The sequence below is a fragment of the Phaeobacter sp. CAU 1743 genome, assembly GCF_039839315.1.
Taxonomy (GTDB): Bacteria; Pseudomonadota; Alphaproteobacteria; order Rhodobacterales; family Rhodobacteraceae; genus Phycobacter; species Phycobacter gallaeciensis_A.
This window is the reverse complement of the sequence record NZ_JBDOQR010000011.1, coordinates 58,481-82,981: the sequence shown is the minus strand read 5'-3', so window position 1 is coordinate 82,981 and position 24,501 is coordinate 58,481. Positions and strand designations below refer to the sequence as shown.

The 24,501-nt window shown below is 61.8% G+C and carries 23 protein-coding genes; 12 read left to right on the top strand and 11 right to left on the bottom strand.

Going from position 1 to position 24,501, the window contains the following annotated elements; translation table 11 throughout:
• Positions 1-62 precede the first annotated feature (62 nt).
• The 3 genes from AAFO90_RS06730 to AAFO90_RS06720 are packed head-to-tail and all read left to right on the top strand — an operon-like array spanning position 63 to position 3,720.
• Positions 63-1,517 carry an MmgE/PrpD family protein gene (locus tag AAFO90_RS06730; protein WP_317512631.1) on the top strand — a complete coding sequence of 485 codons (1,455 nt, stop codon included), beginning with the start codon at positions 63-65 and terminating at the stop codon, positions 1,515-1,517.
• Positions 1,517-2,575 carry an acyl-CoA dehydrogenase family protein gene (locus AAFO90_RS06725; protein ID WP_027264345.1) on the top strand — a complete coding sequence of 353 codons (1,059 nt, stop codon included), beginning with the start codon at positions 1,517-1,519 and terminating at the stop codon, positions 2,573-2,575. The genes AAFO90_RS06730 and AAFO90_RS06725 overlap by 1 nt, the downstream gene beginning before the upstream one ends.
• Entirely contained in the window at positions 2,572-3,720 is a 1,149-nt protein-coding gene (locus AAFO90_RS06720) for an acyl-CoA dehydrogenase family protein (protein ID WP_027264344.1), read from the top strand. Before AAFO90_RS06725 ends, AAFO90_RS06720 begins: the two co-directional genes overlap by 4 nt.
• Positions 3,721-3,760: 40 nt before the next feature.
• On the opposite strand, the gene AAFO90_RS06715 is transcribed toward AAFO90_RS06720, so the two are convergent.
• Together AAFO90_RS06715 and AAFO90_RS06710 are read right to left on the bottom strand one after the other, a co-directional pair.
• Complete coding sequence (locus AAFO90_RS06715; RefSeq protein WP_071974435.1) at positions 3,761-4,579, bottom strand: IclR family transcriptional regulator; 819 nt, start codon at positions 4,577-4,579, stop codon at positions 3,761-3,763.
• A 34-nt stretch (positions 4,580-4,613) separates the two neighbouring features.
• Positions 4,614-5,096, bottom strand: coding sequence for a MaoC family dehydratase (locus tag AAFO90_RS06710; protein ID WP_036051571.1), 483 nt, complete (start codon positions 5,094-5,096; stop codon positions 4,614-4,616).
• A 320-nt stretch (positions 5,097-5,416) separates the two neighbouring features.
• Between AAFO90_RS06710 and AAFO90_RS06705 the strand changes: the two genes are divergently transcribed.
• The 8 genes from AAFO90_RS06705 (at position 5,417) to AAFO90_RS06670 (ending at position 13,794) form a co-directional block, all read left to right on the top strand.
• Positions 5,417-6,529 (top strand): acyl-CoA dehydrogenase family protein, encoded by a 1,113-nt coding sequence (locus tag AAFO90_RS06705; RefSeq protein WP_027264341.1) that lies wholly within the window; start codon positions 5,417-5,419, stop codon positions 6,527-6,529.
• Between the two features lie 16 nt (positions 6,530-6,545).
• Complete coding sequence (locus AAFO90_RS06700) at positions 6,546-7,772, top strand: acyl-CoA dehydrogenase family protein (protein WP_027264340.1); 1,227 nt, start codon at positions 6,546-6,548, stop codon at positions 7,770-7,772.
• A gap of 49 nt (positions 7,773-7,821) precedes the next feature.
• Positions 7,822-8,967, top strand: a complete 1,146-nt coding sequence (locus AAFO90_RS06695; protein ID WP_027264339.1) for a TAXI family TRAP transporter solute-binding subunit — start codon at positions 7,822-7,824, stop codon at positions 8,965-8,967.
• A 68-nt stretch (positions 8,968-9,035) separates the two neighbouring features.
• Entirely contained in the window at positions 9,036-11,003 is a 1,968-nt protein-coding gene (locus AAFO90_RS06690) for a TRAP transporter fused permease subunit (RefSeq protein ID WP_027264338.1), read from the top strand.
• Between the two features lies 1 nt (position 11,004).
• Positions 11,005-11,418, top strand: coding sequence for a PaaI family thioesterase (locus tag AAFO90_RS06685; RefSeq protein ID WP_036051569.1), 414 nt, complete (start codon positions 11,005-11,007; stop codon positions 11,416-11,418).
• 60 nt (positions 11,419-11,478) lie between these two features.
• A complete protein-coding gene (locus AAFO90_RS06680) occupies positions 11,479-12,255 on the top strand; it encodes a 3-oxoacyl-ACP reductase family protein (RefSeq protein ID WP_027264336.1) in 777 nt (258 codons plus the stop codon).
• 1 nt (position 12,256) lies between these two features.
• Positions 12,257-12,652, top strand: coding sequence for an OB-fold domain-containing protein (locus tag AAFO90_RS06675; RefSeq protein ID WP_027264335.1), 396 nt, complete (start codon positions 12,257-12,259; stop codon positions 12,650-12,652).
• Positions 12,649-13,794: a thiolase gene (locus AAFO90_RS06670; RefSeq protein WP_027264334.1), complete on the top strand. Its 1,146-nt coding sequence runs from the start codon at positions 12,649-12,651 to the stop codon at positions 13,792-13,794. Before AAFO90_RS06675 ends, AAFO90_RS06670 begins: the two co-directional genes overlap by 4 nt.
• Before the next feature lie 68 nt (positions 13,795-13,862).
• Here the strand turns inward: AAFO90_RS06670 and AAFO90_RS06665 are convergent, their stop codons facing one another.
• The 8 genes from AAFO90_RS06665 to AAFO90_RS06630 form a co-directional block, all read right to left on the bottom strand.
• Complete coding sequence (locus AAFO90_RS06665; RefSeq protein WP_027264333.1) at positions 13,863-14,996, bottom strand: C4-dicarboxylate TRAP transporter substrate-binding protein; 1,134 nt, start codon at positions 14,994-14,996, stop codon at positions 13,863-13,865.
• A 66-nt stretch (positions 14,997-15,062) separates the two neighbouring features.
• A complete protein-coding gene (locus AAFO90_RS06660) occupies positions 15,063-16,370 on the bottom strand; it encodes a TRAP transporter large permease (RefSeq protein WP_027264332.1) in 1,308 nt (435 codons plus the stop codon).
• 10 nt (positions 16,371-16,380) lie between these two features.
• The gene (locus AAFO90_RS06655) at positions 16,381-16,902 is read right to left on the bottom strand and encodes a TRAP transporter small permease (RefSeq protein WP_027264331.1); all 522 of its coding nucleotides are present in this window, start codon (positions 16,900-16,902) and stop codon (positions 16,381-16,383) included.
• A gap of 41 nt (positions 16,903-16,943) precedes the next feature.
• Entirely contained in the window at positions 16,944-17,720 is a 777-nt protein-coding gene (locus AAFO90_RS06650; RefSeq protein ID WP_027264330.1) for an enoyl-CoA hydratase, read from the bottom strand.
• Between the two features lie 28 nt (positions 17,721-17,748).
• Positions 17,749-18,903 (bottom strand): acyl-CoA dehydrogenase family protein, encoded by a 1,155-nt coding sequence (locus AAFO90_RS06645; protein ID WP_036051565.1) that lies wholly within the window; start codon positions 18,901-18,903, stop codon positions 17,749-17,751.
• 5 nt (positions 18,904-18,908) lie between these two features.
• The gene (locus AAFO90_RS06640; RefSeq protein WP_027264328.1) at positions 18,909-20,084 is read right to left on the bottom strand and encodes an acyl-CoA dehydrogenase family protein; all 1,176 of its coding nucleotides are present in this window, start codon (positions 20,082-20,084) and stop codon (positions 18,909-18,911) included.
• 1 nt (position 20,085) lies between these two features.
• Positions 20,086-21,276 carry a CoA transferase gene (locus AAFO90_RS06635; protein WP_027264327.1) on the bottom strand — a complete coding sequence of 397 codons (1,191 nt, stop codon included), beginning with the start codon at positions 21,274-21,276 and terminating at the stop codon, positions 20,086-20,088.
• Positions 21,273-22,043: an enoyl-CoA hydratase-related protein gene (locus AAFO90_RS06630; RefSeq protein ID WP_223228104.1), complete on the bottom strand. Its 771-nt coding sequence runs from the start codon at positions 22,041-22,043 to the stop codon at positions 21,273-21,275. The genes AAFO90_RS06635 and AAFO90_RS06630 overlap by 4 nt, the downstream gene beginning before the upstream one ends.
• 223 nt (positions 22,044-22,266) lie before the next feature.
• On the opposite strand from AAFO90_RS06630, the gene AAFO90_RS06625 reads away from it, so the two are divergent.
• Positions 22,267-23,232 carry a nitronate monooxygenase family protein gene (locus AAFO90_RS06625; protein ID WP_027264325.1) on the top strand — a complete coding sequence of 322 codons (966 nt, stop codon included), beginning with the start codon at positions 22,267-22,269 and terminating at the stop codon, positions 23,230-23,232.
• Positions 23,233-23,303: 71 nt separating this feature from the next.
• Here AAFO90_RS06625 and AAFO90_RS06620 read toward each other — a convergent pair whose 3' ends face one another.
• Positions 23,304-24,500: a phenylacetate--CoA ligase family protein gene (locus AAFO90_RS06620; protein WP_223228105.1), complete on the bottom strand. Its 1,197-nt coding sequence runs from the start codon at positions 24,498-24,500 to the stop codon at positions 23,304-23,306.
• Position 24,501 lies beyond the last annotated feature (1 nt).

Sequence of the window (24,501 nt, the reverse complement as noted above, 5' to 3'; positions counted from 1 at the left end):
CCAACACATATGTGCGAAAGAGTGGGGCCGAGAGTTGATAGCGCCCGCCTTGATGAGGCAATATGCAGTGTCAGAGAAAGAAGTGGATGATCAGCGATTTCACCATCCGTTTGTCGCGGTTCGTCGCCGCGCCGCACCGGCTGAGCGTTGCAGACGCCGAGCAGGCCGCGCTTTGCGTTGAGGATACCATAGCCGCCATCTATGGCGGGTGGCATGAACCGGTGGTTCGCCGGCTGGCGGCGCTTGACGCGGGCGGACCGGCAGTCCCGGCAGGAGCTGCTGAAGGTGGCAGTCCCGAACAGGCCGCGTTCCTGAACGCGGTTGCCGGTCATGCGCTCGATTTCGACGATGTCCATACGGTCAGCGTCACCCATCCCAGTGTTGTAATCGTGTCGGCGCTGCTGGCCACCGTGGATGTCCGGCCGGACACGGCCGGCCGCATTGCCCCCGCGCTTGCGGTCGGAACAGCCGTCAATGTCGCGCTCGGTCAGATCCTGGGTTTTGGCCACTACAACAAGGGCTGGCACGCAACGTCGACCATCGGGGTTCTGGCATCGGCGGCAGCGGTCGCGCATCAGCTTGGGCTCGACGACGACGCAGTCCGCAACGCCCTGTCCCTGGCCGCGTCGCTGGCCGGGGGAATGCAGATCAATTTCGGCGCCATGGCGAAACCGATCCAGGCCGGAAACGCCGCCCTTGTCGGATTGCGGGCCACCCGGATGGCCGAGGCCGGCATCACGGGCGCCCCGGACATCTTCGCGGCGCGCGGCTTCTTCGACCTTTATGCCGGCCCGGACGGGATTGCGGCCGACCCCGCAGCGGTGGAACCGCGGATCGATCTGGGCACGGTGTCCCGCAAGCTGTATCCCTGCTGCTACCTCACCCACAGGATGATCGCCGCCGGGCGGCACCTTCACGCCGAACGCGGCGGCGAGGCGGTGCCCGAAGGATCGGTGATTGAAATGACAGTGCCCGAAAGCGTCATGGTCCCGTTGCATGTCACCGACCCCAAAGATGGAATGCAGGCCAAGTTCTGTGCCGCCTATACGCTCGCCGTGGCCCTGCAGCAGGGCCAGGTCGGGCTGGTGGATTTCGAAGGGGACAGCCCCCATCGCCCCGCGGTGCGCCGGCTTATGGACATGGTGCATATCCAAACCATGCCGGAAGCGGGGCGGGATCACGCTGGCGTGGACCATGGGACGGTCCATGTCCGCCTGCGCAAAGGGAACGTAACCCTGGCCGAAACCTCGGTCGCGGCGCACCCCGGCTCTCCCTCGGATCCGGCAACCCCTGCCGCGATCGGCGACAAAATCGCCGATTGCCTCGGAAAATATCGCAGGGACGGGGGCGCGGCGCCCTCTGCCAGTGCGTTCCGCCGGGATCTGCGCACGCGGCTGCATCTGCCGCCACTGCGAGAGGCGTCGGCCCCCGACGGGCAAAAAAACCATGCGCGGCAGGACAAGCCCGTGAAGGAAATGTCCAGCGCCGATCAAACACCGTCTGAAAGGACCGTCTGATGGAATCGATGATTCATGACATGGCAGAGCGACTGTTCCGCGACCATGTCACCCACCGCATGCGCGAAGACGCCGCCTCGGGACAATGCCCCGAGGCGCTCTGGACGCAGATCGAGGAGGCAGGGTTAACCATGGCGCTGGTGCCAGAGGACGCAGGCGGTTTCGGCGTGCCACCGGCCGAGGCGCTCGGTCTTGTGCGTATTGTCGGGGCGCATGGCCTGCCCTTGCCTCTGGCTGAAACCCTGATCGCAAACGCCGTTCTGGCGGCCGCGAATATGGCCCTTCCCGGTGGCAGGCTGACCATCGCCGAAGGCGAAGCGCTGCGGTTGGAACGGCGCGGCAAGAAGATCCATGCGAGCGGGCATCTGACACTGGTGCCCTTTGCCCGCTGGGCGAACCGGATCGTGACCATTGGCGTCCTGGACGGTGTCGATCACGTCCTGTCCCTGCCGGTGAAGGATCTGATCGTTGACCCGGCGCAGGATTTTGCCGGGATGCCACGCGACGACATCGAACTCGATTATACCCTGACAGAGACCGATGTCACCCCCTTGCCACGACCCGTGGGAGGGATGCGCGGGCTTGGTGCACTTATCCGCAGTCTTGCCACCACCGGGGCGATGGAGACCATCCTGAAGATGAGCGTTCAATACGCCAACGACCGGGTGCAGTTCGGACGGCCAATCGGCAGGTTCCAGGCGATCCAGCACAATCTTGCGACAATGGCCGGAGAAACCGCAGCCTCGCGCACGGCCGCCGAGATGGCGGCCGGCAGCTATGACACACCGGCCTTTGCGCTGGCCGTTGCCGCCGCCAAGGCCCGCGCCGGAGAAGCGGCCGAGAAGGTCGGGGCCCTGGCCCACCAGATTCACGGGGCCATCGGTTATACCCAGGAACACGCGCTTCACCATTTCACCAAACGGATTTGGGGCTGGCGTGACGAGTTCGGCACCGAGCTTGACTGGACCAGGGAACTTGGGCGGGCCGCCCTGTCGAGCCCCCACGACACCTTCTGGCATTTCATCACAGACAGCGCTGCAAAAGGGACCCAGGCATGACCCTCACCGCTTTTTCTCCCCCCCCGCCCGGCGCCGACTATGACGACCTCCGGCAAGAGGTCCGCGCGTTCCTGGCCGACGAACTGGCCGATTTCCCGCCCATAAAACGCGCGCAGTCGTGGAATGGGTTCAGCCGTGATTTTTCACGAAAGCTGGCGCAGCGCGGCTGGGTCGGCATGACCTTCCCAAAGGAATACGGCGGCCACGCGCGCAGCGCGCTTGAGCGGTATGTCGTGTCCGAAGAGCTACTGGCCGCCGGTGCCCCGGTGATTTCGCACTGGATCGCAGATCGGCAGAGCGGTCCGCTCATACTTGCCAAGGGCACCGACGATCAGAAACGCCGGATCGTGCCGCGCATCGCCGCGGGCGAACTGTGTTTCTGCATCGGGATGAGCGAGCCGGATTCCGGCTCGGACCTGGCGGCGACGCGCACGATGGCCACCGAGGTCGACGGGGGGTTCCGGATCAACGGCACGAAGGTCTGGACGACCTATGCGCATGTCGCCGATTACATGATCCTGTTCTGCCGCACCGGCAAGAGCGACGACCGCCACGGCGGGATGAGCCAATTTCTGGTCGATCTCAAGGCCACCGACAACATTCAGATCACCCCGATCATCGACTTGGGCGGTGAGCATCATTTCAACCAGGTGGTATTCGACGATACCTTTTTGCCCTCCGATGCGCTGCTGGGCGAAAAGGGCGAGGGCTGGTCGCAGGTCATGAGCGAACTGGCGTTCGAGCGCAGCGGCCCCGAGCGGTTCCTGTCGTCGTTTGCCCTGATCGAGGAACTGATCCGATTGCTGCGCGACGACGCAACCGAAGCGCAGCAGGCCGAGATTGGCCGTTTGTCCGCGCATCTGATGGTGCTGCGGCAGATGTCACGATCGGTGGCCGGAATGTTGAACGAAGGAGAGAACCCGTCACTTCAGGCTGCCATTGTCAAGGATCTGGGAGCGCTTTTCGAACAGGACATTCCGCGCCTGGCCCGAAGTCTTGTGTCGCGCCCGGCGGTGCCTGGCGGGAGCGATAGCTATGCGGCTGTTCTGGCGTATACCGAACTCGCCGTTCCGTCGTTTTCGTTGCGCGGCGGCACACGCGAAATTCTTCGCGGTATCATTGCGCGGGGACTCGGACTGAGATGATCCCGCCTGCGGAATGACAACAACGGCGGGCGGCACACGTCTAGTGCCGGCCGGTTTCCCCAACCTCCGAACGATAGCCGAGTGCTCGGGAGAGCTGTTCAGCGGCCGTTTTGGCAGCGGCAACATATCGCTTCTTGTTACGCTTGGCGCGCTCCAGAGGAGCACCAATCACCAATGCTCCTGCCAAGTGTCCGTCGGCGCGAAAGACCGGAACCCCGAACCCCGCTGCATCTACATGCGCGGTTCCAGCTGTACTGGAATACCCGGTTTTGCGAATCTCCGAAATTAACCCGCGCAGTTCATTTTCATCGGTGATCGAATTAGGCGTCAGCGGCTTTAATTCAGTGCGCCGAAAATAATCGTCCAGTTCCTGCTGCGTGTCAAAGGCCAGCATGACCAGCCCCGATGCCGAACAGAACAATGGCCGGTTGATCCCCTGTTGGGCGACATACCGAACGGGCTGGGGGCTTTCGATGACCGACGAATAAATGACTTTCTCGCCGTCCCGGACAGCAAACAGGATGGTTTCACCGGTCTGGTTAACCACATCATTCATCACCCCGCGCAGGACCGATTCGAACGGGTGGTTGGTCAGAATTGACTGGGCGAACTGAAAAATCCTCGGACCCAGAAAGTAATTGTCTTCCTCGCGCATCAGATACCCCTTCTCGGTGAGGGGCCGAAGCAGCACCAGCAAACTGCTCTTGGGGCAATCAATCGCGATGCTGAGTTCCGAAAGAGACATGTGACGTTTGCAGCGCGCCAAAAGATCGAACAACGCAAGGATACGCGTCAAGGACCGGGGCCCTTCCGATGTGCGCCCGGCGGCTTCGGCTGGGCCAGATTGCGCGGTTTTCATAGTCATGTCTCCAGTGCCGCTATCCGGAACAGGCCTATGCCTTTCCTGGCTCTTTATCCGTCATGCGGGCCTTGATCATCCGCAACGGCGTATACTCCAATACCTGTTCTCCGGTTTGCTTGAACACCTTGTTTCGCGTCCGCACCAATCCGCGGTTCGGACGGCTCTTCGACCGGCGCGATTCTGTTACCTCGACCTCACAATGGATGGTGTCCCCGGCAAATGTGGGCCCCATGACCTTCAGTTCCATGTCCAGAAAGGCAAAGCCGGTATGTTGCATTGTGGATTGGGTCAAGAGCCCTTCCATAAAGGTATAGACCAGCGCACCGGGCGCGGCGAAACCGGGGATATTGGATTCCTTCTCTCGGAAGTCACGATTGATGAACAAGACCTCAAGCATGCCGGTAACACTTACAAAATTCGTGATATCGGTTTCGGTGACGGTGCGGCCAATGGTCCGAAACCTGCGCCCCACTGGCAAATCTTCATAACAAAACCCGAGTCCTACAGTTTCCATTTCGCACAATTCCCTTGATCAGTTCCATTTTCTGAGAGGGTTCGGCCACATCTGTCCTGCGCCCGGAACACGCCCCGGTTCCTTCACGTTAGGCGGCAAGCTCCGCAGCAATCAATCGACTGCCTCGTTTTTGCGGCTTTCACGTCGATTGAGCACATTCTTGATGAATCGCATTCTTCGCTCCAGTGGCCCCTTTTTCCACGCCACAGCACATATGTGGTTTTACGCGGCTGGTGCCGGATAGCGTTTGGGACATACCGAACGCGTACCTTACCTTTTTGTGAACAGGCGCCAAATGCCATGACCCGAAGAGGACCAGCATGAATTTCGGCTTTTCCGACGAACACGATGCCATACGCGACACGCTGGCACGAATGCTGAGCGATCACGCCACTCTCGCGGTGGCGCATGACTGTCTTGAGGCTGCCGACGGGTTCGATTCCGCAACCTGGACCGCCTTGGCGGACGGCGGATGGCTGGGCCTTGCAATTGCCGAAGACTACGGGGGGGCGGCGATGGGGGCGATCGAACTGGCCATTGTCGCCGAAGAGATCGGCCGTAGCCTGGCCGCCATACCTTTTGGCCCGGTTCTTGGCCTGGCGATCCCCGCGATTCAGGACTTGGGCACGCAAAGCCAAAGGGAAAATCTGCTTCCCCGGATCGCCGAAGGCCGCATGATCGTTACCGTCGCGCTTGCCGAGGATGGAGGGTCTGCACCGGAACGGGTCTCGGCAAAAGTGCTGCAGGATCGCCTTTCGGGACGGAAATCGCCAGTTTCGTTCGCATCCGATGCGTCATTCGCGATCGTCGCCGCCCTGGACGAAGGCGGCACCGCGCGCCTTTATCTGGCGGATCTTTCGGACCCCTCGGTGTCGATCAGCGCGCTGGATGCGATCGACCGCACCCGTCCGACGTCCGAGATCGTCTTTCACGACACGCCGGTTGAACTGCTTCCCGGGTCCGATCCCGCAGCGATCCGGACTCTTCTGGACGGCGCCGCAGTGTTGGCCGCCTTCGAACAGATCGGCCTGGCCGAGCGGGCGCTTTTCCTGACCAGAGACTATGCCTGCGAGCGGCAGGCGTTCGGACGCCAGATCGGCAGTTTTCAGGCGGTCAAGCACCGGCTCGCGGACATGTTCGCCAAGATCGAGCTGGCACGGTCCAATGCTTTTTTCGGCGCCTGGGCGCTGGCGAGCGGGGATGAACGGCTGTCCGAAGCGGCGGCGGTAGCACGCCTCGCGGCTCTCGATGCAGTGCAATTCACCACTGAGGAATCGGTGCAGCTTCACGGTGGGATCGGGTTCACCTGGGCGGCCGACCCGCATTTGTTTCTGCGGCGAGGATGGCAGTTGAAGGCCGAACTCGGCCTGGCCGATTTGTGGCGCGAGCGGCTGCTTTGCAATCTGGCGGACGGCCAAAGGGCCGCGAACTGACAAGGACAAAGTGCAGATGGATTTCAGCGACAGCCCGGAAGAAGCCGCGTTCCGCGCCAAGGCGCGCGACTGGCTTGATGCCACCGCGACCCGCCGCAATGGAAGCGAAAAGGCCCAGGACCATTTCATGGCCCGCGACGCCGACGAAGTTGCCCGTGCGCGCGACTGGCAGGCACGAAAGGCCGACGCAGGCTGGGCGGGGCTGACATGGCCCCGTGCTTTCGGTGGGCGTGACGCCACTCCGATCGAGCAAGTGATCTGGAATCAAGAGGAAGGGCGCTACGCCGTCCCGCCCAACGTCTTTCTGATCGGGATCGGGCTGGTCGGGCCTACGGTCATGATCCACGGCACCGAAGACCAGAAAACAAGATTCCTGCCCCGGGCTCTCACGGGCGAAGACATCTGGTGCCAACTTTTTTCCGAACCCGCCGCCGGGTCCGATTTGGCCGGTATCCGCACCCGTGCACGCCGCGAAGACGACGAATGGGTGATCTCCGGTCAGAAGGTTTGGACCTCGGGGGCGCATTATTCCACTCACGGCATCCTGCTGGCGCGCACCGATCCACAGGTGCCCAAGCACAAGGGAATGACCATGTTCCTTGTGGACATGTCCGACCCGGCCATCGAAACCCGTCCTATTCGCCAGATTTCGGGCAGCTCCAGTTTCAACGAAGTGTTCATCGACAACCTGCGCGTGCCAGACAGCGCCCGCTTGGGCGGTGTATCCGAAGGGTGGAAAGTGGCGCTGACCACACTCATGAACGAACGGTTCAGTATTTCCGTCGGCCGGGCCAGTGGCGGTGCGCGGGCCGAGGAATTGATTGATCTGGCTACCCGTGTCGAACGGAACGGTCGCCCGGCCATCGAGGACGACGAGGTGCGCGCGCGCATTGCCGATTTCATCGCGCGTCAACGCGGACTGGAATTCACCTCTTACCGGGTCATGACGTCGCTTTCGCGCGGCCAGGCACCGGGTGAAGAGGGCTCGATCGGCAAGCTGTTGCTGGGCAAGCTGCGGCAGGAAATGGGCGCTTTCGGGATGGATCTGGCGGGAACTTCGGCGGGCATATCAGCCAAGGTCGGGGATGACGTGGCGCGCTGGCGAAACGAATACCTGACCGCGCCGGGCAACCGGATCGCGGGGGGATCGGACGAGATCCAGCGCACGATCATTGGCGAACGCATTCTCGGGCTGCCGCCTGAAATACGCGTCGACAAGGATGTCGCGTTTTCAGAGCTTTGATCTGAATGGGCGCCACCCGGGACCAACGACCAACAAGGAGGAGAATATCATGAAGTTCAAGATAACCGGGATCGCTGCCGCATGCCTGGCAATGGCCACCTCGGCTGGCGCGCAAGACATCGATCTGCCTGACGTGATCGCTTGGTCGGCCTATGACACGGGATCGGCCGGTCATGCGCATTCCATAGCCATCGGCAACATGATGCGCAGCAAATACGGATCGACGGTCCGCGTGCTTCCGGGGCGAAACGACGTCTCGCGGATGACGCCGCTCAAAAACGGGACGGTCGATTATTGCCTGTGCGGCATCGCCTCCTATTTCGCTGCCGAAGGGGTTTTCCTTTTTGCTGCGCCTGAATGGGGCCCGCAGCCGATCCGCGCGGTGCTTCAGGCTGTCGGCGACTACGGTCTGGGTGTCGCCGTCGCGGCCGATGCCGGCATCGAGACGATTACGGACCTCAAGGGCAAACGGGTCGGTCGCGCCGTCAGTTCGCCGGCGATCGATGTCAACATGGAGGGGCTGCTGGCCTTTGCGGACCTGACATGGGACGACGTGGAGGCAGTGGAATTCTCGGGCTATGTGAACACGCTCCAGGGCATTCTCGAAGACCGTGTGGATGCCGCCTTTGCACTGACGACGACCACCGTAAACTACCAGATCGAGTCAAGCCCGCGCGGCCTGAAATGGCTTGAAACACCCGCGGACCAGACAGAAGCATGGGAACGCTACACCAGCGTAACGCCCTTCGTGACACCGCATATGGTGTCTGTGGGGCCGGGCATCGACCCTGCCTCCCCACTGCCCATGGCGCAGTACCCCTATCCGATCCTGGTCACTAACTCCGATCAGGATTCCACCGAGGTGCGCAACATCGTAGCCGCGCTTGACGCAGGGTTCGACGATTACAAGGATGCCGCCCCCGGTGCCAATGCGTATGCGATTGATCGCCAGATCCTGTCTTGGGTGATGCCATGGAGCGATGGCAGCGTTGCCTACTTCAAGGAAAAGGGTCTGTGGACACCGGAAGCCCAGGCAAACCAGGACAAATTGGTGGAACGGCAAGAGGTGCTCTTGCGGGCCTGGGGCACATTTGTCGGGGACGCTCCAGAGGGTGAAGAAGAATTTGCCGCTGCATGGATGAAAGCCCGTGCCGACGCACTGGAAGCGGCCGGCCACGAAGTCTTTTTCCGCTGATGCGACACAGCGCGGCGCCCCACAGGCGCCTTGCACAAAGCAACGCAGCACAAAACTGGAATACGGGCATGGCACAGGAAACACAGGAAGCGCCGGCGCAACCGACCGGTATGGGCACCCTGCCCGCGTTTGTTCGCTGGTCGCTCGTCGTCTCGGCGCTGCTTTTGACCGCGGCGTCGGTCAACCATCTGTTCAATCTGGGCTTCTTCATGAACGTCCGGTTGCTTGAAATTCACTACCTCTACGTGATGCTTCTGCTGACGCTGCCACTGGTGTTCCTTGTCTTTCCCTGTTCAAAGTCAGATCCTTACGGATCGACGCGATGGTGGGATTACTTTCTGGCCCTGCTGGCCCTGATCACCTGCGCCTTCTTTGCCTACTACGGGCGCAGCGTGGTGAACAAAGGGTGGGATTTCGCCGCTCCTCTTAATGCCGTGATCGCCAGCTTCGCCTTCTGGTTCCTGCTGCTCGTGGCCGCGCGCCGCACCGGCGGCTGGACGCTGTTCGCGGTAATCCTGGTATTTTCCATCTACCCCATGATCGCCAACTATGCGCCCGGCCCGATCCAGGGCTTCCAGCGCTCGCCCGTCGAAACGGCGATCTTCCACGCGATGAGCGGCGAAAGTGTGCTGGGCATACCGATGCGCAGCTTTGTCAATCTTGTCGTGGGGTTCATGATCTTCGGCGTTGCGATGCAACATACCGGCGCAGGTCCGTTTTTTATCGACATCGCCTTTGCCGCGCTCGGAAATGTCCGGGGCGGGCCGGCCAAGGTAGGAGTTCTGACCAGCGGGCTGACCGGTTCGATGAGCGGCAGCGTGATCACCAATGTGCTGACGACCGGATCAATTACCATTCCAGCGATGAAAAAGGTGGGGTTCAGGCCCACTTATGCGGCGGGGATCGAAGCGGCGGCGTCGACGGGGGCGGTGCTGATGCCCCCTATCATGGGCGCCACGGCCTTTGTCATGGCGACATTCCTGGCGACCGACTACACCAACATCGTTGTGGCGGCGGTGCTTCCTTCGCTGTTCTACTTTTTCGGCCTGTTCGCACAAATCGACGCATACTCGGCGCGCAACGGACTGAAAGGCGTTCCGCGCGCCGACCTTCCCAGGATCGGCAAGGTGCTGCGCGAAGGCTGGTACTTTCTCGCCGTCTTCGGGCTGCTGATCTGGATGTTGCTCTACCTCAAGCGCGAGGCGATCGCTCCATTCTATGCGACCGCGCTGCTTCTTGTCCTGAACCAGCTGCTCTCAAAATCACGCTGGGGGCGAAAGGAGCTGATGAATTTTCTGATCGCCACGGGACAGTTGTTCGTCGAACTTGTTGCCATTCTTGCGGCGGTCGGGCTGATCGTCGGCGGACTGGCGGTGACCGGGATGTCCGGGACGATCTCGAACGATCTGCTGTTCATCGCGGGCGGCAACATCTTTCTGCTTCTGCTGCTGGGGGCTTTGACCAGTTTCATTCTTGGAATGGGCATGACCGTGACCGCCGCCTATGTGATTCTGGCGGTGTCGCTGGCACCCGCCCTGGTCGCCGGCGGGCTCGATCCGATCGGCGTCCATTTATTTATCCTTTACTGGAGCATGCTGAGCTATATCACCCCCCCCGTCGCGCTCGCGGCTTTCGCCGCGGCGGCCATCGCCCAGGCCAAACCCTTTGCGACGGCCTTCGAAGCGATGAAGCTTGGAAGCATCGTCTATATAATTCCCTTCTTCTTCGTCCTTGATCCGGCGTTCATCCTGCAAGCCGGTCCACTCGAAAGCCTGCTTACGGTTCTGCGCGCCGGTCTCGGCATTCTGCTGATCTGCGCCGGTATTCAGGGGTATCTGTTTGGCGTCGGGCGGATCGAAACCGGACTGCCAGGAACAATCGCCCGCGTCCTTCTTGGTATTGCCGGTCTGGCCTTCGCCTTTCCCTCGAACGCGGGTCTGGCGGTTCCGATCCTCGGCGCGGTGGGCGCAGGTGCCGCTATGGCGGCAGTGGCTGTCGCTTTGGTGATGGTCTCGGCCAAGCAGGAGACAGCGTAATATGAGCGCACAAGACGGCAGACCGGACATCCCCGCCCCGTTCAACGCATTGCTCGGCGTGCGCTTCGTCTCGTGGTCCGATGGCAAAGCCGAGCTGCGGTTGGCCATCGGACGCGATCACCTGAACGGCGCTTTTTCGGTGCATGGCGGTGTCTACGCGACCATGCTGGACAACGCGGTCACCTTTTGCGCGGCCTACGCGGGGGATGGCCGCCCAGGTCATCGCTGCCTTACGCTTTCGCTTACCACCAGTTTCGTCGCCCCGGCGACCGAAGGAGACACGCTGACGGCCCGCGCGCGCATTGTCGGGGGCGGACGCAAACTGGTTTTTGTACAGGGCGAGATCTTCAATCAGGACGGGCACCATCTGGCCCATGGCGATGCCGTGATCAAGCGGCTCGCACCACCGTCGTGACCACCTGAGTGAACCGATGGTGAGCGAGACCAAACAAACGAAGGACAAAAGGAGACAGAAATGATCAACCCGATGGCATTGGACAATCAAGTGGTTATCGTCACAGGCGCCGGACAGGGTATCGGCCGCGGTGTGGCGGCGCTGTCGGCAGAGCTGGGCGCCAAGGTCGTGGTGAACGATCTGAACGAGGACGGCGTCAAGGAAACCGCCGAACAGATCGGTGGCAATGCCCGCGCCATCGTGGGGAATGTGGCCGACCCGGACTTTCCCGGGAAGCTCGTGAAATTCGCCTTCGACGAATTCGGCGACATCAACGGGCTTGTGAACAACGCCGGGATCGTGCGCGCCGCGATGATCCACAAGATGGACCGGGCCACCTGGCAACAGGTCATCGACGTGAACCTCACCGGTGTCTTCGCCTGCCTTCAGGCCGTGGGGACCTATTACAAGGACCGGGTCGAAAAAGACCCCGAAAGCGCCGCGCGCCGTGCCATCGTGAATATCTCATCCGATGCCGGGCGTCGCGGCACCATCGGTCAGATCAATTATGGCGCGGCAAAATCCGGGGTTCTGGGCCTGACAATGAGCGCCGCGCGTGAATGGGGCCGTTACCGCATCAACGTCAATTCAGTCTGTTTCGGAATGGTCGAGACACCAATGACTGAGACCATCCGCTCTGAAAAATTCGCCGACAGGTATATGGCGCAGATTCCGATGGGACGGATGAGCACCCCTGAAGAAGTCGCGCAGCCCGTCTGTTTCCTGTTGTCCAACGCGGCATCCTATATCACCGGCCAGCACCTGAGCGTGAACGGTGGCTTCCACATCGGGTTCTGAGATGGCCGGCATTGGACAAGGCCCAGGGCCGGACGCCGTCTTCGCCGCGAAGCTGGCCGAGGGCGTCTTCGAGATTCAGAAATGTGGCGGCTGCGGCACCCATGTATTCCATCCGCGCGTGATCTGTCCGGCCTGCGGCAGCGCGGATCTGGGATGGTTCGCGCCAACCGGGAGGGGCACCGTCTATGCGCGAACGGTCGTGCGCCGAAAACCGGAACGAGGCGGCGATTACAACGTGGTTCTGGTGGACCTGGAGGAAGGGGTACGAATGATGTCGCGCATCGACGGTATCGCGCATGACCAGATTGTCGCCGGGCTGAAAGTAACCGCGTCGATCGGCGAAGGCGCCGAAGGTGACCCCGCCGTGGTTTTCCGGCCAGAAGGAGAAGCAAATTGAGTTTACGGGGAAAAGCCGCCATCGTCGGTGCAGCGCTGGCAGGCTGCGGCGAGGCCCATGGCAAAAGCTCGATGGAGATCACAATCGAGGGGGTGCACGGCGCGCTTGCCGATGCGGGGATCGCACTTGGCGAGGTCGATGCCGTTGCCACCTGCCAGCCGCTGGATATGCTGTCGGGTCTTACACTGGCGCAGGAATTGGGCTTGAACCCCAGGTTCACGATGAACAACCGCATGGGCGGCTCGTCGTTCCTGTCGCACACGCTCTGGGCCGCGATGCTGCTCGAATTGCGGCTCGCTGATACCGTGTTGATCTGCTACGGATCGAACCAGCGCACCGCCTCGGGCAAGCTGATGACTGCGCTTGGCCTGCCGACCTACGAGGCCCCCTACCGACCGTTGTTCCCGCTGTCGTCCTATGCGCTGGCCACAGACCGTCACATGACGCAATTCGGCACAACGCGCGAACAGCTGGCCGACGTGGCGGTGGCGGCCCGGGCCTGGGCCCAAAAGAACCCCGACGCTTTCATGCGCGATCCTCTGACGCGCGAGGATGTCATCGCCTCGCGGCCGGTTTCCGACCCTCTGCGGGTGCGCGACTGCTGCCTTGTGACCGATGGCGGTGGCGCGATTGTGATGCGCCGGGCCGAGACGGCCAAGGATCACCCCAGACCTCCGGTGTATTTGCTGGGCGGCGGCGAGGGCACGACGCACCGCGACATCTCCGAAATGGCGGACCTGACCGTGACCGGCGCTGCGCAATCAGGGCGAACGGCCATGGACATGGCGGGTGTCAAACCCGCGGACATCGACGTGGTCCAGCTCTACGACGCGTTCACCATCAATGTGATCCTTTTTCTAGAAGATCTGGGCTTTTGCAAGAAAGGCGAAGGCGGTGCGTTTGTGGCGAACGGCGGCATCGCGCCTGGCGGCCACCTGCCGGTCAATACCAATGGTGGCGGCCTGTCATGCGTGCATCCCGGGATGTACGGCATCTTCACGCTGGTCGAGGCGGTGCGGCAACTGCGCGGCGATGCTGGCGATCGCCAGATCGGCAGTGCCGAACTGGCCCTGGCCCACGGCAACGGCGGTGTCCTGTCCAGCCAGGTGACGAATATCCTGGGCACCGAAGCCACCCTCTGAACAGACGAAGGAAGCAATGAAGCGGCCCTTCTTGCGAAGGGCCGCTGTGTATTCAGGCCTGAAACGGCTCAGTTCGGGTAGGTTGCGAAGTCGATCTTGGAATAAATCTCCTGACGCAGAAGGTCTGCATAAGGCTGATGATTGTCCCGGATCGGTTGCAGCGGCTCAACCAGACCGTGCCATTTCTCGATCAGCTCGCGATAGGTTGCGATCAGCGGTTCCGGATCTTCGATGCCGCGTTCCTCGCGCGAGATGCGGGCGATCTCTTCAAGATCGGCGGTGCGGAAATCAATGAGATCCTGAAGAAACTCAGGCGACGGCTGGTGTACCTGCAGGCCAAGCCCACCCGCCTCTTTCAGCACGTCGAGATCGTCGGTTTCGTAGTACACCTCGGTCTGCGCCACGGCCTCGGGTATGTTCTTGACGAATTGCTCGCGTTGCTCCGGCGAAAGTGAGATCCAGAATTTCGGGCCGGCGGCAAAGATCGAACCGGAATGATAGGTGCCCAACGGCAACTCCGTCAGGTGCTTGGCAACCTCGATCAGACTGTGCCCCTTGAGCGCACCGACCGGCTGCACCGCAGCGGTGACGACACCGTGGCTCATCGTGTCGTACATCTCGCTCGACGGCACGTTTACCGGCTCTGCCCCAAGGCGTGTCGCCCAGCGGTCCCAGACCGACCCGCCCGTGCGCAGCTTGACCCCTTGCATATCGCTGATTTCGACGATCGGCTTGGTGGTCAGCAATACATAAGGCGCAGTGCTGATCCCGCTCAGCGCCACCATGCCGTTCTTTGCGAACTCGTCCTTGCACGGCTGGCAGTGCAGCATCACGAATTCGCTGGTCGCGCCGGCCATGGCATAGTGGTCCTCGCCCAAAAGAGCGAGATCGGCGACGAGCTGCGCATAGGGCATTTCCGACCTGAAATAGGTCAACGCCAGCAGACCTACATCGGCGACGCCGTCGCGCAGGCCGGACAGTGTTGGCTTGGGGCCAAGCAAGGCGCCGCCGGCAAACAGCTTGAAGTCGAAGGCATCCGGAAATTCAGATTCGGTCATTTCGGCAAAGGCGGCATGGCCACGCGATGTCGCGTGATTGGGTGACGTCCAGTTGGATATAGTCACCCGCTTTTCGGCCAGGGCCGGTGTCGCCGCTAGAACGGTCGTCGCCGCCAGCGCGGCAAACGCATTGGTCAGTTTCATGTGGTCTCCTCCTCTTTTTCAAGACCCCGCTATTGCGCGGGGTTCGTCACGGCCGGGATGGCCAAATCAGTTGCCGAGCTCTGGCAGGAACATGATCAGTTCGGGAAAGGCGACCATGATGATCAGGACCACCACATCCGCAGCCAAAAACCACAAAACACCCTTGAAAATCAGTGAAATCGGGACCGCATCACCGACGATGCCCTTGATCACGAACACGTTCAGCCCCACCGGTGGGGTGATCAGAGCCATCTCGACCAGCTTGGTTGCAAGCACGCCCAGCCAGATCAGGCTGATATGGTTCGCCTCGTAGATCGGCAGAAGGATCGGCAGCGTCAGCAGCAGGATGCCCAGCGGATCGAGGATCATGCCCAGCAGACAAAAGATCACGGCCGTGCCGAAAACCAGCATCACATAGCTGGCCCCCATATCAATCACCAGGTCGGTCATCGCTTCGGGGATACCGCTGATCGCCAGAAACCTCGAAAACAGGTTGGCACCGACCGCGATGATGAAGATCGCCGCAGTCATTTTTGCAGTGTCCATCAGCGCGATCCTGGAAACTTTCCAGTTCAGGGTGCCGCGCGCCGCCGCAATCACGAAGGACAACGCCGCCCCGACAGCCCCGGCCTGCGTGGGTGTGAATATCCCGGTGAACAGACCGCCGAAAACGCCCACCACCAGCAAGATCACGGGCCATGTCTCGCTCAGGGCCTCCAGCCGTTCGGACCATGTCGCGCTTTCGTCGAGCGACGGCGCGAGCGCGGGATTGATCCACACACGAACGATGATCACGGCCCAGTACCCCAGCATCGTCAGTACGCCCGGCACGATCGCGGCCAGAAACAGCTTGCTGATCGCGACCTCGGCAAAAATACCGTAGATGATCAGAAGGATGCTCGGCGGGATGAGCGACCCCATGGTGCCGGCTGCGGCAACCACGGCGGTACTCAGCCCGGGATCGTAGTCGCGCTTCAGCATTTCCGGCACCGCGATCCGGCCCATTGCCGCGGCGCAGGCCAGGCTGGAGCCGGCCGCCGCCGAAAACAGCGCCGCGCCGCCCACGCTGGCGACCGCCAGCCCGCCCGGCAGGAATGACAGCCAGACCCGGGCGGCCTTGAAGATCCCGCGCGTGATGTCGGTCTGGTAACAGACGTATCCCATCAACAGGAACATCGGGATCGAACTGAGGGTCCAGTGCGCGGCAAAATCATAGGGCACCGCCGTCAGCAGGCCGAAAGCCGCGCCGCTTCCCAGCATCGCCCAGAACCCGAAGAAGGACACGATACCCAGCGCGACCGCGATCGGAACGCGCAGCAAGACCAGCAGGATGACAGAAACGATGCCGCAAAGGCCGATCTGGAAAAAGCTCACCGTTCCACTCCTATTCGTACATGTCGTGATTGGGGCCGGCCATGCCAGCGTCGGTGAAAGGCCTCTGGATCAGCTTGGCCAGCAAGAGCAGAACCATCAGCCCCGCACCAAGAGGCAGACAGAAGCGACCGGGCCAGACGGTCACCGCCGCCATGCCCATGGATTGCTCGCCGATGAGGTATTTTTCGACGGCATCGATCCAGGTCTGCCAGGTGAGCAGCCCGTAGAACACCGCAGACAGCGCCAGAGCCAGCATGTCGAGAGCGGTCCTCGCCCCCGTCGGGAGCAGATCGTGGATCAGGTCGACCTTGATGTGCTCGTTGGTGTATTCGACGAAGGGAAGCGGCAGAAAGACCAGCCCGACCATGTAATAATACGACACGTAATCCACCGTGCCCGGCAGGGGCTCGGCGATGAACTGGCTCAGGATGACATCGAGCGTGACGTGGACCATCATCAGGGCCGCCAGGGCAGTCGCAATATAGGTGATAATCCGCGACACCCTGCCAAGTCGTGCAATGACTGTTTCCATCACTATCTCTTCCCTGTCGTAAAAAGGGCCAATCCGCTTGGTCATACGCCACGGAAAACCGGTTTTCTCTTGCTCAGAAAGGCGTCGATGCCTTCGGCGTGATCCGCGCTCTTGATGATTTGCCCCTGAATGATGGCTTCTGTTTCAAGAAAGCTCTCCAGAGACGGTTGCATCGCGGCGCGCATCAGCCGCTTGGTACCGGCCAGGGCAAAGGTTGGCCCCGCGGCCAGGTCTGTCGCATAGTCCAGGGCCGCCCGGTCGAGGGCATCATCGGGATGAACCTGGCTTGCCAATCCCAGGCTCAGGGCTTCATCCGCCGGCACCATCCGCGCTGAGAAGGCAAGGTCCGTCGCACGTTGCCGACCGATCAGATTCTGAAGGAAAAACGCCGCGCCGCCATCGGGGGCCAGCCCGATCTTGCGAAAAACCTGACCGAATCTTGCCGTCTCGGAGAGCAGGATAACGTCGCAGGCGAGCGCCATGCTCAGACCGATCCCGACCGCCGGACCGCGCACCGCGGCAACCACAGGCTTCTCGCAATTGAATATGGAAAGGATCATCTGGTGCGCCCTGTACAAGCGCGCCCGATCACCCCAGACATCGTCCTTGCCCATGGTCGAAATATCCGCACCCGCACAAAAAGCGCGGCCCTCGGCCCGCAGTAATACGGCGCGAATCCGCGGGTCAGTTTGGATATCGCGAAACGCGTCCAGGAGTTCGACGCGCATGTCGAGGGTCAGCGCATTCAGCTTGTCGGGCCGGTTCAACGACACGACGGCCAGACCTTCTGAGTGTTCCACAGTGATATCGCTTGTCATGACCACCCCTCCCTTTGGCGAAGATTCGTCAGTCAGTGAACAGCGCCCGAGCAATCCCGTTCTTATGTATCTGGGTCGTTCCCCCGGTGATCGTCAGCATCCGCACATCCCTCACCATCCGCTCCAACGGAAGCGAACCGAAATAGCCGTAGCCACCGAACATCTGCATGGCGTCATGGGTGACGCGCTGTGCCATTTCGGTGGCCTGAACCTTGGCGATCGAAGACAATGTTGGATCGGGCTGGCCGCGGTCGATCAGCGACAGCGCCGTATAACACAACGACCGCGCGGCCTCGATCTGCACCTTCATGTCCGACATCATCCATTGCAGCCCCTGCATCTCGGACAGCGCCTTGCCGAATTGCCGGCGGGTCTTCATGTAGTCGCGTGCAAGGTCGAACGCCCCCTCGGCGACACCAAGCGCCAGTATCCCCATGCCGACGCGCGTGGCGTTATAGACACCCAGCGGGCGGACAAAGCCGCTGGAGTTGCCGGCCAGCCCTTCGGTCACGACGTTTTCGGACGGCACCCGCACATCGTCGAAATGGATCTCGCATTCGTTGCAGCCGCGCGCGCCCATCTTCTGTTCAAGAATATGGACCGAAACGCCGGGGCTTTTGCGGTGCACCAAAACGGTTCCGATGCCTCGCGCGCCTTTGCTTTCGCAGAACCGAGCATAGACCAGAAGGTAATCGGCCCTGTCGCCGAAAGTGGTAAAGATCTTGCCGCCGTTCAGCACAAACCCGTCCCCGTCCGGGCGCAGCGATGTCGTCACCGCGGTGGCGTCCGACCCGGCCTCGGGCTCGGACCAGGAGATCGCGCATTCGATCTCGCCCGCGGCGAAGCGGGGCAGGAAAGCCTGCTTCAACGCCTCGCTGCCGCAGGTGGCGATGATCCGGGGCGAGACGTTCTGATCGTGAACGATCAGCGCGGTATTGAAATCCACCTTGGCCAGTTCTTCGATCACGAGATAGCAATCCACCAGCGGCGTACCGCCACCGCCGTATTCTTCGGGAATGGTCATGCCCAGATAGCCAAGCGCGCCCAGGCGATGGTGGTTTTCCTCGGGGTAGATGCCGTCGCGGTCCCAGCGTGCGGCGCGGTCCCGGAATTCCCCGAGCGCCAGTTTGCGCGCGGCATCCTTGAGAGCGACCTGTTCTGTCGTTAGCAACGAGGGATGCATCCGCCCTACCCCCGCCGCTGGTCGAAGCTGTGGCCGTAGACCATGGCGGCGATCGTATTGCGCAGGATTTCGACGGTGCCACCGCCAAGCGCGAAGCCGCGCGCGTCACGCACCATACGTTCCAGCGGGTATTCGCGCGTGTAACCATTGTGACCGTGGATCTGCAGCGCTTCGTTCGTGACCCTCTGCGCCATTTCGTTGGCGTAAAGCTTGGCCATGGTCGCATCCATCGGATCGGGAAAGCCGTTCGGCGCGGGGTTGGTCGCGGCCCGATAGACCATCAGACGCGCAGCATGGATCTGTGTGGCCATGTCGGCGATTTTCCATTGCAGGCCCTGGAATTCCTTGATCGGGCGCCCGAACTGATGGCGAATCTCGGAATACGACTTTGCAGCATCGAAAGCGCCCTGCGCCAGCCCCACGCACATCGCTGCGTTGCCCACCCGCTCGGGTCCGAAACTGCTCATCAACAGCGCGAAGGAGCGCGAGCTTTCCGGGTCCCCTTCGACCAGCACATCCTCGGGACCGGCCTTGTAGTTTTCAAGGATAATCTCGGCCTCGGTCAGCCCCCGGCCACCCATCTTCAGCGATATGTGGCCGATCCGCGCGCCCGGCTTCTTCAGATCGACGACAAAGGCACCAATCCCCTTCGCCCCGCTGGCCTTGCCGAAACGGCAGAAGACCAGCGCATAATCGGCCACATGGGCGCCCGTGGACCAGCATTTGTTGCCATTCAGCACCCATCCGTCGCCGTCCCTTGTGGCCGTGGTGCGCAGGTCTGTCACCGCCGACCCCGCCTCTGGCTCGCTGATGGCGATTGCGATGAATTTCTTGCCGGCCGCCATGTCTGGCAGGAACCGCTTTTTCTGCTCGTCGCTGCCCAGAACGCTGATTGCCCGGGATGGGCCGTTCAGGTAGAGTTGCGAGACCAGCGCCGTGTTGAAACAGACCCGCGCCATTTCTTCCAGAAACACCGTGCCCTGGATCACTGGCGCGCCGGAGCCGCCGTATTCTTCAGGGATGAACATTCCCAGATAGCCAAGTTCGGCCAGCTTGTCGCGGTTCGCGGCTGGAAACTCTTCGGCTTCGTCCCAATGGGCGGCCCTGGGAGCAAACTCGCGCTCAGCCAGCTTGCGTGCCTCGTTGCGAAAATCCTCCAATTCCGGATCGAGCTTGAACATGTCAGTAGGTGTCCTTTGATTGAGCAGAGGGCAGGTCCTGTTCCAGCGCGGCCAGGATGCGCGCCGTATCGGCGCCTACGGTTGGTGCGGGGATAGGGGCGACCTGTGGGTGAGCCGCGAAACGCATCGGCAGCCCTGGAACAGGGACCGTGCCCAGGTCTGGATGCGGAAGGTCATGGATCATGCCGCGGGCGCGCATGTCATCGTCCGACACCACCTCAGCGAGCGTGCGCACCGGGGCGCCCGGCACATGTGCGCTGCTCAGGGCCGCGAAAATCTCGGCGCGGGTCTGACTTGAGGTCCACGCCGTCACCCAGCCATCGACTTGGGCACGCCGCGCGCAGCGCGCGGGTCCCGCGGCCAGTTCGGGATCTTCGGCCAGATCAGGGCGACCCATGGCCCGGGTCAGCTGCTGCCAGTGGCGATCATTCAGGCACATGATGGCCACCTGCCCGTCGCGCGCCGGAAACAGGTCGTAGGGTGCGACCTTGAGCACGGCCTGACTGTTGCCGGCCCGGTCGGCGAACCCGTCAGGCGCCAGCAGATAGCTTGCGATATTCGACGCCAGCGCGTGGTGCGTGACGTCCTGCATCGCGATCTGGACAAAGTCCCCGCGCCCTGTCGCGCCGCGCGCATGCAACGCCGCCATAATGCCACCAAAAAGGTGGATACCGCCCAGAAAATCGGTGATCGCTGCGCCGCATTTCACCGGCGGACCATCGGGAAACCCGGTCACCGACATCAGCCCGGTCAGGGCCTGAATAGGAAAATCCATCGCCGGCGCATCGCGATAGACGGAATCGGCCGCGTAACCCTTTCCTGACCCCATGACCAGGCGCGGATTGCGGGCACAGAGTGTTTCCCACCCCAGCCCCAGTTTCTCCATCGTACCGGGACGGAAATTCTCGATTAGAACATCGGCCGAATCTGCCAGCGCCAGCAGGGCGCTGCGCCCGCCCTCGGACCCCAGATCAAGCGTCACGCTCTGTTTGCTGGAATTGAGCATCATCGCTGCGGGGTTCTCGCGCCCGCCCGCGATGCCGCGGATACTGTCGCCGCCGGGCGGCTCGACCTTGATGACCTCGGCCCCCATGAGCGCGAACATCAGACCGCAATAGGGCCCAAGGTAGACCTGCCCGAGGTCGATCACCCGAAGACCGGCCAGCGGGCCACAATCGGGCGCCGCGTTCATGATCCGACAAAGCCCGGCGGGCGCTTTTCCTTGAAAGAGGCGACCGCCTCGCGGTGATCTGCGGTCTGCATGATATGGGCTTCGGCGGTTGCCTCGATCTCGAGATAGGTCGCGAAATCGCAATCCATGCCACGGTTCAGCATCGACTTGCCCAGCCCAAAGGCTCGGGTCGGCCCTTCGGCCAGACGCACGGCCAGCGCATCGGCCTCTGCGTCGAGCGCGTCTTCTTCGTGGATTGCGTGGACGATCCCAAGGTCGTGCGCCTCTTGGGCATCGATCACCTGGGCCGTCAGGAACATCGCCTTCGCCCGCTGCGTCCCGACCGTCCGCGCCAGCAAGTAAAGCCCGCCACCGTCGGGCACGATCGCCACGCGCGCATAGGCCTGGCAAAAGCGGGCCGAGGGCGCGGCCAGGATCACGTCAGCCAGAAGCGCAATGTTGAACCCCACGCCAAAGGCCGGCCCGGCAACCGCCGCGACGACCGGCTTTTCAAGATCATATAGCATCCGGGTTACGCGGTGCTGTTGTTTCATGCGGTCCCGCATGGCCACAGGCGAAGAACCGGCGAAGGTGCTGATATCGCCTCCGGCGCAAAACGCGCCCCCGGCACCCGTGATCAACAGCGCGCGCACGCGGTCATCGTCGCGCACCTGGGTGACGATGCGTTCCATCTCTTTGCGTGCGTCTTGATCAAGGGCATTCTTCTTCTCGGGAAAATCGAAAGTCATCCGACCAACGCTTTCCGAGCGGCTGTAGAGCAATGGCACCGCTTCCTCCTCCCAGGAATGGGCTAGCATGGAACACGATAGGAGTGGCATTGAGCGACGGGCAATAGTCCGGTGCGGAAAATCAGACATGTGTAAAATTCACCCGTTCTGTGTATTTCCTTGCGGTCTGCTGGCACGTTTTTTCGGCTTCCCTTCCCATGCGCGCCCGTCACGGCTACGGGCCTCGGCACCCCCTGTTGAAACAGCAAAGAAGAAATAGACAATGTACTCCGACACCCCTCTCGGCCGCTTGCGCCTGCCTGTGATCTGCTCGCCCATGTTCCTGGTGTCCGGGCCGGATCTTGTCGTCGCCCAGTGCAAAGCCGGCGTCATCGGCAGCTTTCCGGCGCTGAACGCACGCGAGTCCGAAGGTGAACCGCCGCTGCTTGAAGCCTGGCTCAAGCGCATCACTGAAGAGCTTGACGCGCACAATCAGGCCAATCCCGATCGGCCCGCCGCGCCATTCGCGGTCAACCAGATCGTCCATCGATCGAATGATCGGATTGAGCGGGACGTCGAAATATGTGCGCGCTGGAAAGTGCCTGTCTGGATCACATCAATGGGCGCACGGGAAGACGTCAACCAGGCGGCACATGAGTGCGGCGGCACTGTACTGCACGATGTAATCAACAACAAATACGCCAGGAAAGCGATCGACAAGGGCGCCGACGGCCTGATCGCGGTCTGCGCCGGCGCTGGCGGCCACGCCGGGGCCTTGTCACCCTTTGCGCTGGTTCAGGAAATCCGGGAATGGTTCGATGGTCCGCTTGCCCTGTCCGGGTCCATCGCGACCGGGCGCTCAATTCTGGCGGCGCAGGCCATGGGTGCGGATTTTGGGTATATCGGATCCCCCTTCATTGCCATGACCGAGGCGGTCGCGTCGGAGGAGTACAAGCAAATGATCGTCGAAGGCGGGGCCGATGATATTGTCTATACCGACTATTTCAGCGGCGTGCATGCCAACTATCTGAAACCGTCGGTGCGGGCGGTCGGTCTCGATCCGGACAACCTGGCCGGGATCGGCAACAAACTCGATCTGGCCACCGGCGACATTCGCCCCAAGGCCTGGCGTGACATCTGGGGCAGCGGTCAGGGGATCGGAGCGGTGAAAGAGGTGATGACCACGGCGGACTACGTCGACCGTCTCGACCGGGAATACCAGGTCGCCAAAGATGCGCTCTGTTCCTGACGAAAGAGGGCGGCCGGTTGCCCGGCCGCCCATCTGTTTCTGCGGTTGTCGCGAATGATCGAGACCCGATCTTAGCGGTCCTTTTGGTTGACGATCAGTTCTGCATTTTCGGGTAGTTCCGAAACAATGTTCACTTCGTCGACACGAATTCGTGTATGCAGTTTGAAGTTTTTGGCGGCGGCTGCTTCCGCAGCAGAAGCGTCGGCACCGTCTTCCAGCACAAGCGAGAGGCGGATCATGTCGCGATCGTTCTCGCGCGTTACCACGGCCTGCGCGGCCTTTGCGCCCGGCGTGCCGATGACAACTTCTTCAACCACGCGCGGATAAACGAAAATCTCGCGCACTTTGACCGCTGCCCCGACCCGTCCCTGCAATGCTGAAATCCGGCTGACGGTGCCATCCGCGTTGCTTTCCAGGGCAAAGGCGCTGTCGCCGGTGCCGAACCGGATCATCGGCCAGGTGGCATCGCGCGCGGTCACGACAACCTCGCCCGGTTCGCCATGGGCGACCTGTTCGCCGCTGACCGGATCGCAGATCTGCACCACGCGGTCGGGATGAACCAGATAGCCTTCGCCGCCATCCTCATAGGCGACAAGGCCTAGATCGGCGGTGGCATAGGCGGCCCAGGTGGACACGCCGTATTCGGCCTCGATCCGGCGGCGCTTGGCCATCCAGTCGCCCATCTCACCGCCGAGGAAGGCTGTCTTCACCTTCCATGCGTCGCGGCCATAGGTTTCGATCACCTTGTCCGCCAGCGTCAGGAAAAACGCGGTCGAGGCGCAGATCGAAGTCACGCCGGTTTCGACGATGATCTGCGCCTGAAGCTCGGTATTGCCCACGCCGCCGGGAATCACCGTGGCACCTGCGGCCTGTGCCGCTTCGTCGAACAGCAAGCCTGCGGGCACAAGATGATACATCCAGGTGTTCAGGATGATATCCCCCGGCCCCACGCCTGCCGCCTTGAAAAGCAGGTCCAGGCCATGACCTCCCTCGCCCGAAAGGGCCGGCTCGAAAATTGGGCCAGGGGACACGTAGATCCGTCCAATATCCTTCAGATCCGAGGCAAGGAATCCGCCGAAAGGCGGGTTCTCGCGCTGGATCTTCAGAAGCTCTTCTTTTTTCATCACTGGAAGTCGCGAGAGGTCCGCCACCGATGTGACGGCTGCCGGATCGAATCCGGCAGCCGTAAATCGCGATTTCAGGCCAGGAGCTTTTTCGGCCGCAGCGGCATAGGCTTGCGCTATATCTTTGTAGATATCATCAGACATT